A 12,494-nucleotide genomic window follows, 5' to 3' on the forward strand; every position below is an offset into this window, starting at 1 on the left:
ACAGCATTCCGCCTTGGCTGGAGGCATGTCCTACAGCGAACCGGCAGGAACAGCGGCCCCTCGCACCGGATGGCTGGCGTCCTGGGCCGTCCCGACAACTGGAATCACGGTTTACGGATGCGGTCCGGACGAGGCGGAGCTGTTCCGAGAGCTGGCGCCTCGCCTCGGTGTTACGCCAACCATCACCGCGGCGGCGGTATCCGAAGCCAACACTGAGCTGGCAAGTGGAAACCGATGCATCAGCGTCGATCACAAAGCTCAAGTCACACCGTCCGCTCTCCTTGCGCTGAGCCAAGCCGGCGTCACGTACATCTCCACCCGAAGCATCGGCTACAACCATATCGATGTGGAATATGCGGAGAGTGTGGGCATTTCGGTGGAAAACGTCACCTATTCGCCCGACAGCGTGGCTGACTACACCCTCATGCTGATGCTGATGGTGCTGCGGAACGCAAAATCCATGATCAGGCGCGCAGATGTTCATGACTACCGACTGAACGACGTACGCGGGAAAGAACTACGCGACCTGACTGTCGGGGTCATCGGCACAGGGCGAATCGGCACCGCGGTCATCGACAGGCTGCGAGGGTTCGGCGGCTACGTGCTGGCCTATGACAGTCACCCCAAGGCGTCCGCCGATTACGTTCCTCTGGATGAATTGCTGCGGCAGAGCGATGTTGTCACGCTCCACACACCACTCACCGCGGATACGCACCACCTCCTCGATCGTCGACGTATCGAGCAGTTGAAGCCTGGTGCGTTCATCATCAACACCGGACGTGGCTCGCTTCTTGACACCGAAGCTCTTGTTCGGGCCTTGGAGACCGGCAGATTGTGCGGTGCGGCGCTGGATGTCCTCGAAGGAGAAGAAGGAATATTCTACGCCGACTGCCGGAACAAACCCCTTGAAAGCAAGCAGTTGTTAGGGCTACAGGAAATGCCGAATGTGATCATCAGTCCACACACCGCCTATTACACCGACCGCGCGCTGCGCGACACGGTCGAGAACTCTATTGTCAACTGTCGGAAATTCGAGAGCAGAAAGCAGCAGTGGATATGAAGATCGGAATCATCTTCGGGGGCTGTTCCGAAGAGCACCTCATCTCCGTGAAGTCTGCGCAAGAGATCGCGGCCAACCTCGACACCGAGAGGTACGAGCCGTTCTACATCGGGATCACGAAGAGCGGTGCTTGGAGGCTCTGCGACGGTCCCGACGCAGACTGGGAAAACGGCAGTTGCCGTCCGGCTGTGCTGTCACCGGACCGGAGCGTCCACGGATTGCTGGTGCTGGAGCAGGGACAGTACGAGACGATCAGCCTGGACGTGGTGTTGCCAGTCCTGCACGGCACGCAGGGCGAGGACGGCGCGATGCAGGGCTTGCTGGAGCTCTCCGGCATCCCCTACGCAGGCTGCGACGTCCAAAGTTCTGTTCTGTGTATGGACAAATCCCTTGCCTACACAGTGACCAGCAGCGCGGGAATCGCTACGCCGAAGTTCTGGACTGTCGCGGCGGACGAGAACATCGATGCCGACCAGCTCACCTATCCCGTCTTCGTGAAGCCGGCCCGTTCGGGCTCATCTTTCGGCGTCAGCAAGGTAGCTCGGCCAGAAGAACTGCCGGGAGCGGTCGAAACCGCACGACAGTACGACTCGAAGGTGCTGATCGAAGAGGCTGTGGTCGGCAGCGAGGTCGGCTGTGCCATTTTTGGGAACGGCGGGGACCTGATCGCCGGCGAGGTAGATCGGATCGCGCTGTCTCATGGCTTCTTCCGAATCCATCAGGAGAGTGCGCCCGAAAGTGGTTCCGAAAACTCGACGGCCATCGTTCCCGCGGACATTCCGACCGAGACACGCATACTCGTGCAGGAGACCGCCAAGGCTATCTACCGCGCCCTGGGATGCCGAGGGCTGTCGCGGGTGGACATGTTCCTCAAGGACGATGGCCAGGTAGTCCTCAACGAGGTCAACACCTTGCCTGGCATGACGTCGTACAGCCGTTATCCGAGAATGATGGCGGCCGCCGGGTTCCCACTGTCCGAAGTGATCGACCGGGTGGTGTCGTTGGCGTTGACAGCAAAGAGCCAATGAAGGCTGGCTTCGTCTTCGTGGACGAGTTCGTGCCCGGCGTACGTTGGGATGCCAAGTACGCCACCTGGGACAACTTCACCGGCAAGCCGGTCGACGGCTACCTGGCAAATCGGATCGTCGGGACGAGGGCTTTGTGCGCGGCCCTGGAGAGAGCACGGGAGAAGGCCGAGCCCCTCGGACTGGGCTTGCTTCTCTGGGATGGTTATCGCCCGCAACGCGCCGTGGATTGCTTCCGGCGCTGGTCAACGCAACCGGAGGACGGCCGGACGAAGCTACGGCACTATCCGAACATCGAGAGAACTGAGCTGTTCGAAAGAGGATATGTGGCCGCCAAGTCGGGCCACAGTCGCGGCAGCACCGTTGACTTGACGCTCTACTACCTGGCCACCGGTGAACTGGCTCCGATGGGTGGTGACCATGATCTGATGGATTCCATCTCACACCATGGAGCGCACGGAATCACGCCGGTCGAGGCGCAGAACCGTCAGTACCTCTGCTCCATCATGGAGGACTGCGGTTTCCATCGGTACGACGCCGAGTGGTGGCATTACACGCTCAAAGACGAGCCTTACCCGGACACCTATTTTGACTTCCCCATCACCTAGCCAGTGGCGCTGCGGGTAGTTGCACCGTGACGCGGAGACCGCCGCCGGGGCGAGGGGTGAGGGTGAGAGATCCGTCGTGCGCTTGGGCGATGCTTTTGACGATCGCCAGGCCGAGGCCGACACCTGCGTGGTCGGTCCGTACGCGTTGGGTGCCGCGCTGGAACGGTTCGGTGAGTGTCGAGACCTGCTGCGGGGTGAGCTTCTCGCCGGTGTTCTCGACAGTGAGCACCACGTTCTTGCGGTCGACGCTGGTCTTGACCCACACGGTGCCCTGTCCAGGCAGATTGTGGACGATCGCGTTGTGCACAAGGTTCGTCGCCATTTGCTGCAGGAGCGCATACGAGCCGAGGGTGGGAGCCACGTCGCCGGAGGTCTCGATGGTCAGGCCGCGTTTCTCTGCGAGTGGGAGCAGAGTTTCAGTGGCCTCTTCCGCTACGAGCGACAGGTCGACGTGTTCTCGGGTGAAGGATCGCTGGTTGGCGCGGCTGAGCAGGAGCAATGCTTCCGTGAGGTCGATGGCTCGGGTGTTGACGAAGTGAAGTCGTTCGACCAGGTCGCCGGTGTCGCGGGTCAGATCGTTGCGGGCCACCTCGAGGAGCGTCTGCGTGATCGCCAGTGGGGTACGCAGTTCGTGGGAGGCGTTGGCTGCGAATCGCTGCTGTTCGGCGTCGTGTGCTTCGAGCCGCGCGAGCATGGTGTCGAAGGCGTCCGCGAGTTCGCGGAACTCGTCGGTGCGGCCTTCCAACCGGATCCGGTGCGAGAGCGATCCGTTCGCGGCCAGGCGGGTGGCATGGGTTATGCGAGTCAGCGGCGAGAGCATGCTGCCGGCGAGGATCCATCCGCCCAGCAGGCCGAACATCAGCAGGAAGACCATCATCGCGGCTGCCCTCGGGACGAAGGCGCGCAGCAAGTCGGCGCGGTCCGGCATGGCCATCGGGATGCGGATCACCTCGGGTACGTACCGCAGCAGGAACACCCACACGACCGCGAGCATCAACGCACCCGCAAGCATGATGAACCCCGCGTAGCTGAGGGTCAGTTTGAGGCGAACGCTCAGACCTGGCTCTCTATCCACGGTCCTCCCCCTCAGGTCCGGTGGCTGTGTCGATGCGGTAGCCGACTCCGGCCACGGTGGCGATGATCCAGGGTTCTCCGAGCCGTTTGCGCAGAGCTGAGACGGTGATCCGTACGGCGTTGGTGAAGGGGTCGGCGTTCTCGTCCCACGCCCGTTCCAGCAGCTCCTCGGCGCTGACCACACCGCCTTCGGCAGCGACGAGGACTTCGAGTACGGCGAACTGCTTCCGGGTGAGCGCGACGTAGCGGCCGTCGCGGTAGACCTCGCGGCGGAACGGATCCAGCCGCAGGCCGGCGATCTCTCGCACGGGTGGTCTGTTGTGGGCGCGCCTGCGGTCGAGTGCTCTGAGCCTGAGCACGAGTTCCCGAAGTGCGAAGGGCTTGGTCAGGTAGTCGTCGGCGCCGAGTTCGAACCCGGATTCCTTGTCGTCGAGCCGGTCGGCAGCGGTGAGCATCAGGATCGGCATACCGCTGCCGGAGGCAACGATCCGCTTGGCGATCTCGTCGCCGGACGGGCCCGGGATATCGCGGTCGAGGACGGCGATGTCGTAGGCGTTGATGCTCAGCAGTTCCAGCGCGCTGTCACCGTCACCGGCGAGGTCGGCCGCGATCGCCTCCAGGCGCAGCCCATCGCGAATCGCCTCTGCCAGGATGGGTTCGTCCTCGACGACCAGCACACGCATGCTCTCCAGCCTACGAGACGGCACATATCGTCGGCGTATCGAAAACCACATACGGGCTGGCAACACCGCGCTGCTTTGACTGACTGCATGACTCAAACGGCAGCAGCACCAACAAGGTCCCGCAGGCCTCTCAGACCCTACGCCGTCGGTCTGGTCGTTGTCACCGCTGCGATCATCGGAACCTTTGTCTATCAGGCTGTATCTTCATCGGCACCCTCGTCCGGCGAAGCCCTCGGTGGCACGGCTACCGAGGCTGATGGCGCCCTCCCCGACGGGGCGACCGTCTTTGACGACCGGTACCCCGGCGTCGCCAATCTCGACCCCGAGCTGCTCCATGCCCTGCGCAAGGCGGCGACGGATGCCGAGGGCATCGAGTTCTACGTCAACAGTGGTTGGCGTTCCCCGGCGTACCAGCAACGACTGCTCGACGAGGCGATCGCGAAGTACGGCTCAGCGAAGGAAGCTGCCCGATGGGTGGCCACGCCCCAGACGTCTCCGCACGTGTCGGGGCACGCCGTCGACATCGGTCGCTCCGATGCAACGGCGTGGCTGTCCAAGCACGGCGCCGACTACGGGCTGTGCCAGATCTACCGCAACGAACCCTGGCACTACGAACTGCGCCCCGAGGCCATCAGCGATGGTTGTCCTCGGATGTACGCCGATCCCACGCACGATCCGAGGACGCAGCAGTAATCGGCACCGGTATGTCCGGATCGGGCCGTAGCATCTGGGCATGGAGCAAGAGTTCACCGGCGAGGTCATCGAGTGGCGCGGTCCGGCGCCGTACTATTTCGTCTCCGTGCCGGAGCAGGAAGGTGTCGCGCTGCGCGCCGCCGCCTCAGCCGCCAGCTACGGGTGGGGAATGCTCCCGATCCGCGCTCGCATCGGCACTACCGAGTGGAAGACGTCGCTGATGCCGAAGGACGGTGGCTACCTGCTCCCGCTGAAGGACGCCGTACGCAAGCCCGCACGGCTCGACGCGGGCGACACGGTGGCCGTGCGGCTCACGTTCGATGCGCCGCCCCGTCAGCAGAAGCAACCGGCCAAGCGGGTGACCGTTCCCCGCCCGGCGGGCTCGCGGGAGCCGGTCACCGCCGAGCAGCTCACGATCGTTCCGGCCAACCAGGCGACGTGGGAGGACCTGCAGGCGGTCTTCGGCACGACCGGCGCCACCGCACGGTGCTGGTGCCAGCGGTTCCGGATGCTGCCCCAAGAGTCCTGGGCGTCCGAAGGTCCCGAAGAGCTGGCCGCCCGGCTCCGCGACCAGACCGCCTGCGGAAACCGAAATGCGCAGGCGACGACCGGCCTGGTCGCGTACCTCGACGGCGAGCCCGTCGGCTGGTGCGCTGTCGCGCCGCGGGCGGACCACCCGAGGCTCCTCCGCGACTACCGGGTCCCCTGGCTGGGCCGCAACGAGGACAAGACCGACACCACGGTCTGGGCCGTGACCTGCTTCGTCACCCGCGCCGGCTACCGACGCCGAGGAATCAGCCGCGCACTAGCCCGCGCCGCCGCCGACTTCGCCCGCGAACGCGGCGCCCGCGCCGTGGAGGGCTACCCAGACTTCGTCGACGGCGGCTCCGTCGGCACCCTCACCATGTTCACCCACGCCGGCTTCACAGAAGTAAGCCACCCAGGCAACCGCCGAGCCGTCATGCGCATCAACTTCTGACCGACCCCAACCGGCCACGCTCCCCCAGCCGCCGCAGACATCGGCGTCGACCTGCGCGCCACGCTGACCAACGCGGTCTTCGTCGCGCACAGACCAGCCAGATCACTACGCGACGTCGGGCCGTGTCATCAGCGGCGACCGCAGATGCGGCCGCTCAGCCGAATACGGCGCCCACCACCCTTCAGCAACAACGTGCCCATGCCGAACAACTCCAGCCTCGAACTCTTCGAGGTCCCGCCCGTAACTGACGAGAGTTCAGCCGATCGCTTCGACAGAGGCACGCGTTCTGCAGCCCGCCCATCGAAGGGCTCAGGAGCGAGCTAAGGGCGGCGATTCAATCGCGCGTAACGCCCTCTGGCCAGACGATATTCACAGGTAGGCCCTTGGCGGTTGCTGCTTGGACGACATCTGCTGTACCGCCGTACCCACGGGCGGGTTGGCCGTCCCAGACTGCGATCAGTTCGTCGGCGCGCTCCAGCATGCGGAGGCTGGCGTCCATGTGCGCATGGGCGTCTGACACGTCTCGATCGAGGGCCACTGTCTCCGAGGCCCTGCCGAGCAGCGCGTCGTACGTTGAGTGGTACGCCGCTGGGAGGCCGTCACGATAGGCGGTTGCTGGGATGACTGCGATCAGCCGGCCACCGAGGTCCAGGATCGCCGCGGCGAACAGAGCGTCTGCGCCGTCCGCCAGGCACGATATCCCGACCAGGTCTGTCGTACCCTTCGACTCAACAACGCGACGCAGCTCGGCCGCGACCCACGCCTCGGTCTCGCTCGACAGGCCGCGATGTCCGGAGACAGCGAGATGCAGCATCACCCTCTCCTCCCGCGTAGACCCGCTCGCCGAGGCCCGGCGGCGTGGTCCGAAGCACAGTACCCATGTCATGCAGGACCTACTTGTAGCGGTGCCACAGTTCGTTGGCGCCGGATCTTAGGGGTGGTCAGGCGGTGGGCGTGGAACTTGGCGATATCGGGGCGGTTGGGAGGACGCAGCATGGTGCGGCGCTTGGCCTCACAGTCGCGGCTGCAACACGTTCTTGACGAGCCAGCGTGCCAGCGGCCGCAACTGGGCGAAGGCGTCGAGTACCCGATCTGCCGCAGCGGAGGTGCGAATCCATTCCTCGCAGCCGGGGGGTCGCGTCACGATGACCGACCTGTGGCGCAGGAGGTTTGCGCGCAGATGGTTGGCGGGATACCCACGCAGCGGCCGCTTCAGCAGGTCGCCCGAGATCACGAAACCCTTCTGCTCGAGGTTCCGGATGATGGCAACCAGCCGCCGGCCGGACCCAGGATCCGCCACCGCGGCGCGGTACCGCTCGATCTGCACCGACGGCGCGTACCACCACGCCACGCCAACCTGCAGGCCGTGTCGATGGTCGGCACCCACCCAATGGGCTCCGCGCGATCGCTCAGTCCCAATTCGCTGGCGCCGGGCGCATCTTGGTTTGTACGGTGTGCGTTCCGCTGCGCATTCGGCAGAACTTTCGAAAGGCGTCGACGTGAACGATGGCAGGCTGGGCGACGTCGAGAGCATCGTCCCGCCGATGCTGTCGGACCGGATCCGCTTGTATCACTCCGCCGGCTCGGCATGGCTGGAGGAACTGCCGGACCTGATCGCAGACTGTGTGACTCAGTGGGATCTCACGTTGCTGCCCGCGTTCGAGCCGGGTGGCGATTCGAGCTGGACTGCGCCGGTGAAGCGCAGTAACGGAGAACTGGCGGTGCTCCAGCTTTCCGTTCCGCTGCCGGTCCACCACGATCACATCACTGCCCTGCGGGCATGGGCAGGGCAGGGCGCGGTGCGGCTTTTCGCCCACGACCCGGCGATCCGGGCCACCTTGATGGAATGCTGCGTCCCAGGGATCGACGCAGCGGATCTGTCGCCGGACGAGGCCGATGACATCGCCGTCGAGGTCCTATCGCAACTGTGGGCGGTCACTCTTCCCGCATCGGGTCTTGAGACCCTCACCGAGGCAGTTGGTCAGCGCGCGCGAGTCATGGAAGCTCGTGCCGAACAGTTTGGTGACGTTGTTGACCCAGGGCCGTTCCGCGAAGCAGCCCAACTGTTCACCACACTGCCCACATCACCGGCTCGTACTGTCCTGCTCCACGGCGACTTCCACCGGCGCAATGTCCTTCTGTCGGGACGAGGCTGGCTGGCCATCGACCCCGCATCGATGGCCGGCGACCCGTCGTTCGACGTCGCGATGTTCCTCCAGCACGACATGCACAACCCCGCCACAACCACACGAGCTGACACCTTGGCCGACCAGCTCGGGCTCGAACGACAGCAGACCCGGGCCTGGCTGTTCGCTCTGGCAACCCAAGCGGCATCCTGGCACCTGTCCATCGGAGACAGGCCGCTGCACGACGCATACAGCCGCGCTGCGTCCACACTGCTGTGATACCGACTCGCAGGAGTTGCCGTCAGGCTGTACTCACCGCGGACCACTCGTGATGAGCTGTTCATCCTCACCCACCATCCCGAAGACGCCCCGCCCACACCCAGTACGACGTTCCTCAGCTGCGCCAGCGGTGGTCTGCCGCCGGGCCAGCCGACCGTGCACCTGAGGCAGGACTCGTCCGCCTCCCACGCAACGTCGGGCGGCGCTGGTGTCGTGTACTCGTCGGCAGTGACCATGGCGCGCATCCACGACCAGGCTAGGACCATCCCCTGACCGCCGTCGATTCCGGATCACAGGAGTTGCTCGCGAATGGCGTCGGCGACGTCGCGGGTGCCGTGCTGACCGCCGAGGTCCGGGGTTCGCGGTCCGTCACGCAGTACGTCGTCGACCGCCTGGTTGATGTCCGCGGCTGCCTTGGTCTCGCCGAGGAAGTCGAGCATCAGCGCCGCGGTGCTGATCTGCCCGACAGGGTTGGCGATCCCCCGGCCGGCGATGTCCGGGGCCGAGCCGTGCACCGGTTCGAACATCGACGGGTAGGTGCGCTCCGGGTTGAGGTTGGCGCTCGCCGCGACGCCGATCGAGCCGACGCACGCGGCGGCAAGGTCGGACAGGATGTCGCCGAAGAGGTTTGAAGCGACGATGACGTCGAACTGCTGCGGGCGCGACACCATCGCGGCGGCAAGCGCGTCGATCAGCACACTGCGCAGTTCCACGCCGGGCTGTTGGGCCACGGCCTCGGCCACGACCTCGTCCCAGAACGGCATCGAGTGGATGATCCCGTTCGACTTCGTTGCCGAGGTCAACTTCCCGGAACGCCGCGCGGCCAGCTCCGCCGCGTACGCCGCGACACGCGCCGTACCCTTCCTGGTGAACACCGCCTCCTGGACGGCCAGCTCGGCGTCCGTTCCCCGGCCGAACCGGCCGCCGACCTCGGAGTACTCGCCCTCCACGTTCTCGCGCACGATCATCAGGTCGGTGCCGTCGGGATCGGCGAGCGGACTGCGGACACCCTTCACATGCCGCGCCGGCCGCAGGTTGACGTACTGCTGGAAACCACGGCGGATCGGAATCAACAGCCCCCACAAGGTGACGTGGTCCGCGATGTCCGGTGCGCCGACGGCACCGAAGAACACCGCTTCGTGCCGCGCCAACTGGTCGAGGCCGTCGGCAGGCATCATCGTGCCGTGCGCGCGGTAATGGTCGGATCCCCAGGGATACGGGGTCCAGTCGACGGAGAATCCGTGCCGGGCGCCGAGCGCGTCCACGACGTCCGTCGCGGCGGGCACGACCTCATGACCGATGCCGTCGCCGGCGATCACCGCGACCGAATAGTTCCTGCTCACTGGACTCCTCCAGGCACGAGCTCGGGCCATGCGGCGGCAACCCCCGCATGACGGATCTCGCCCGCATCGACGTTCAAGCCCTCGGCCAGCAACGGATCCGCGGCGAGCGCCTCGTGCACGCCGGCACCGGCCAACCGGCGGACATAGGGCAAGGTCGCGTTCGTCAGTGCGCGCGTGGAGGTTCGCGGTACGGCGCCCGGCATGTTCGCGACGCAGTAGTGGGCGATCCCGTCGACGCGGTACGTCGGTGCGTCGTACGTCGTCGGCCGGGACGTCTCGAAGCAACCACCCTGGTCGATCGAGACGTCGACCAGTACGGCGTCATGCTTGAGCTTGGCCAAGTGGTTCCGCCGTACCAGCTTCGGGGCGGCGGCGCCGGGAAGCAGCACCGCACCGATGACCACGTCGGCTCCGGCGAGTTCCTCGTCGAGCGCCAGCGGGTCCGACATGACGATGCGCGCGCGGCCGTCGAACAGCTCACCGAGCTGGCGGATGCGGCGAGGAGACGCATCCAGGATGGTCACCTCGGCCTGCATCCCCACTGCCACCAGGGCCGCCTGGGTGCCGACCACTCCCCCGCCGACGATGACGACGCGAGCCGGCGGCACGCCAGGCACCCCGCCCATGAGGATGCCCGGACCGCCACTCGGATGTTGCAACTGGTTGGCCGCCGCCTGTGCTGCCAGCCGACCGGCGACCTCGCTCATCGGCGCCAGCAGAGGAAGCTGGCCATCGGCGTCACGCACCGTCTCGTACGCGATCGCGGTGGTCTTCGCCGCCATCAACGCCGCCGTCAACTCACGATCGGCCGCGAGGTGCAGGTAGGTGAAGAGAGTCAGGTCGGGACGCAGGTACTCGTACTCCCGCGCGATCGGCTCCTTCACCTTGACGAGGAGTTCGGCCGCGCCCCACGCGCGGTCGGTGGACACAATGCGGGCTCCGGCCCGGATGTAGTCCTCGTCGGCGAAACCCGCGCCGAGACCGGCGCCCTTCTCCACCACGACCTCATGACCGTCCGCCACCAGGGCGGCCGTCCCGGCCGGTGTCAGACCGACTCGCCGCTCGGCCGGCTTGATCTCCTTGACAACACTTACTCGCATGATTGCTCCGACTGTGGTGTGGCGGGTCAGGACTTGTTGACGGCGAGGTACTTCGTCTCGAGGTACTCCTCGATGCCCTCGTGGCCGCCCTCCCGGCCCAGACCGGAGTGCTTCACTCCGCCGAACGGCGCGGCGACGTTCGAGACGATCCCCTGGTTGATGCCGACCATGCCGGTCTCGAGCGCGTCGGAGACCCGCAGCGCGCGGTCGAGGTTCTCCGTGAACACGTAGGCGGCCAGGCCGTACGGCGTGGCGTTCGCGAGTGCGATCGCCTCTGCCTCGGTCCCGAACCGCACGATCGGCGCGACCGGGCCGAAGATCTCCTCGTCGAGGATCCGGGCACCGGCCGGGACGTGGTCCACGACGGTCGGCGGGTAGAAGTGGCCGGGCATCGTCAGCGGGTCGCCGCCGGTGACCAGCTGCGCACCGCGGACCACGGCGTCCGTGACCAGCTCTGAGCATTTGCTGACCGCACGATCGTCGATGAGCGGACCGAGCGCGACACCCGGCTGGGTGCCCGGGCCGACCTCGACAGCGGCCATCGCCCGCTGGAAACGCGCCACGAACTCGTCCGCGATCCCTTCCTGCACGAGGATGCGGTTGGCGGCCACGCACGACTGCCCGCCGTTGCGCAGCTTCGCGACGAGCGCCCCCTTGACCGCGCGCTCGAGGTCGGCGTCGTCGAAGATGACCAGCGGCGCATTGCCGCCGAGTTCCATCGAGGTGCGCACGAGCTGGCTCGCGCTCTGCTCGACGAGCCGCTGGCCGACGGCGGTCGATCCCGTGAACGACACCTTGCGCAGCCGCGCGTCGGCCATCAGTGGAGCGCTGACCGCACCCGGGTTGGTGGTCGTGATGACGTTCAGCACGCCTTCCGGTACGCCGGCGTCCAGCAGGATCTGTGCCATCAGCAGGCTGGTCAGCGGTGTCAGGGCGGCGGGTTTGAGTACGACGGTGCACCCGGCCGCCAGCGCCGGAGCGATCTTGCGGGTCCCCATGGCGAGTGGGAAGTTCCACGGGGTGATCAGCAGGCACGGGCCGACAGGCTGCGGTGACGTGATGATGCGTGAACCGCCGTCCGGGCTGGCGGTGTGCCGTCCGTCGAGGCGGACGGCCTCCTCGGCGTACCAGCGGACGAAGTCGGCCGCGTAGGCAACCTCGGTGCGGGACTCGTCCAACGGCCGGCCCATCTCGAGCGTGATGAGCAGCGCGAGGTCTTCTGTCCGCGCCATCAGTGCTTCGTAGGCACGGCGTAGTACCTCACTGCGTTCCCGGGGAGAGGTGGCTGCCCAGGCCGGGCCTGCGTCGACGGCCGCGTCGAGCGCGGCCAGCGCGTCGGCTGTCGTGCCGTCGGCGATCTGCAAGAGCTCCGCTCCGGTGGCAGGGTCCTGGACCGGGAAGGTCTCGCCGTGCTCGGCGGGTCGCCAGGAGCCGATCAGGAGTCCGGTAGGGACTTGCTCGAGTACGTCGGCACGTCGCTGGGCCGGGATGTCGTGAATATCGAGAATTGTCATCGATGTCTTC

The 12,494-nt window shown here is 66.2% G+C and carries 13 protein-coding genes; 6 read left to right on the plus strand and 7 right to left on the minus strand.

Annotated elements, in window-relative coordinates; translation table 11 throughout:
- The first annotated feature begins 25 nt into the window (after window positions 1-25).
- The 3 genes from vanH to vanX are packed head-to-tail and all read left to right on the plus strand — an operon-like array spanning window position 26 to window position 2,693.
- Window positions 26-1,060, plus strand: coding sequence for a D-lactate dehydrogenase VanH (gene vanH / locus V9K99_RS16610; RefSeq protein WP_337000088.1), 1,035 nt, complete (start codon window positions 26-28; stop codon window positions 1,058-1,060).
- Window positions 1,057-2,088, plus strand: coding sequence for a D-alanine--(R)-lactate ligase VanA-Sc (vanA-Sc, locus tag V9K99_RS16615; RefSeq protein WP_337000087.1), 1,032 nt, complete (start codon window positions 1,057-1,059; stop codon window positions 2,086-2,088). The genes vanH and vanA-Sc overlap by 4 nt, the downstream gene beginning before the upstream one ends.
- The gene (vanX, locus tag V9K99_RS16620) at window positions 2,085-2,693 is read left to right on the plus strand and encodes a D-Ala-D-Ala dipeptidase VanX (RefSeq protein WP_337000086.1); all 609 of its coding nucleotides are present in this window, start codon (window positions 2,085-2,087) and stop codon (window positions 2,691-2,693) included. The genes vanA-Sc and vanX overlap by 4 nt, the downstream gene beginning before the upstream one ends.
- Here vanX and V9K99_RS16625 read toward each other — a convergent pair.
- On the minus strand, window positions 2,686-3,768 hold the full coding sequence (locus V9K99_RS16625) for a sensor histidine kinase (RefSeq protein ID WP_337000085.1): 1,083 nt from the start codon (window positions 3,766-3,768) through the stop codon (window positions 2,686-2,688). The two genes, vanX and V9K99_RS16625, sit on opposite strands and share 8 nt — an antisense overlap.
- On the minus strand, window positions 3,761-4,450 hold the full coding sequence (locus tag V9K99_RS16630; protein ID WP_337000084.1) for a response regulator transcription factor: 690 nt from the start codon (window positions 4,448-4,450) through the stop codon (window positions 3,761-3,763). The genes V9K99_RS16625 and V9K99_RS16630 overlap by 8 nt, the downstream gene beginning before the upstream one ends.
- An 87-nt stretch (window positions 4,451-4,537) precedes the next feature.
- Here V9K99_RS16630 and V9K99_RS16635 point away from each other — a divergent pair, with 87 nt between their 5' ends.
- Window positions 4,538-5,143 carry a M15 family metallopeptidase gene (locus tag V9K99_RS16635; protein ID WP_337000083.1) on the plus strand — a complete coding sequence of 202 codons (606 nt, stop codon included), beginning with the start codon at window positions 4,538-4,540 and terminating at the stop codon, window positions 5,141-5,143.
- A 40-nt stretch (window positions 5,144-5,183) separates the two neighbouring features.
- Window positions 5,184-6,122 (plus strand): DUF1905 domain-containing protein, encoded by a 939-nt coding sequence (locus V9K99_RS16640; protein WP_337000082.1) that lies wholly within the window; start codon window positions 5,184-5,186, stop codon window positions 6,120-6,122.
- A gap of 334 nt (window positions 6,123-6,456) precedes the next feature.
- Here V9K99_RS16640 and V9K99_RS16645 read toward each other — a convergent pair whose 3' ends face one another.
- Window positions 6,457-6,936 carry a hypothetical protein gene (locus tag V9K99_RS16645; protein ID WP_337000081.1) on the minus strand — a complete coding sequence of 160 codons (480 nt, stop codon included), beginning with the start codon at window positions 6,934-6,936 and terminating at the stop codon, window positions 6,457-6,459.
- 198 nt (window positions 6,937-7,134) lie between these two features.
- Window positions 7,135-7,656: a DUF2461 family protein gene (locus V9K99_RS16650; RefSeq protein ID WP_337000080.1), complete on the minus strand. Its 522-nt coding sequence runs from the start codon at window positions 7,654-7,656 to the stop codon at window positions 7,135-7,137.
- Between V9K99_RS16650 and V9K99_RS16655 the strand changes: the two genes are divergently transcribed.
- On the plus strand, window positions 7,622-8,527 hold the full coding sequence (locus tag V9K99_RS16655; RefSeq protein WP_337000079.1) for an aminoglycoside phosphotransferase family protein: 906 nt from the start codon (window positions 7,622-7,624) through the stop codon (window positions 8,525-8,527). The two genes, V9K99_RS16650 and V9K99_RS16655, sit on opposite strands and share 35 nt — an antisense overlap.
- 290 nt (window positions 8,528-8,817) lie before the next feature.
- Here the strand turns inward: V9K99_RS16655 and V9K99_RS16660 are convergent, their stop codons facing one another.
- The 3 genes from V9K99_RS16660 to V9K99_RS16670 are packed head-to-tail and all read right to left on the minus strand — an operon-like array spanning window position 8,818 to window position 12,484.
- Window positions 8,818-9,870 (minus strand): tartrate dehydrogenase, encoded by a 1,053-nt coding sequence (locus V9K99_RS16660; RefSeq protein WP_337000078.1) that lies wholly within the window; start codon window positions 9,868-9,870, stop codon window positions 8,818-8,820.
- The gene (gene ald, locus V9K99_RS16665) at window positions 9,867-10,970 is read right to left on the minus strand and encodes an alanine dehydrogenase (RefSeq protein ID WP_337000077.1); all 1,104 of its coding nucleotides are present in this window, start codon (window positions 10,968-10,970) and stop codon (window positions 9,867-9,869) included. The genes V9K99_RS16660 and ald overlap by 4 nt, the downstream gene beginning before the upstream one ends.
- 26 nt (window positions 10,971-10,996) lie before the next feature.
- Window positions 10,997-12,484: an NAD-dependent succinate-semialdehyde dehydrogenase gene (locus V9K99_RS16670; protein ID WP_337000076.1), complete on the minus strand. Its 1,488-nt coding sequence runs from the start codon at window positions 12,482-12,484 to the stop codon at window positions 10,997-10,999.
- Window positions 12,485-12,494 lie beyond the last annotated feature (10 nt).

This window comes from Kribbella sp. CCNWLW201, assembly GCF_037203805.1.
Lineage (GTDB): Bacteria > Actinomycetota > Actinomycetes > Propionibacteriales > Kribbellaceae > Kribbella.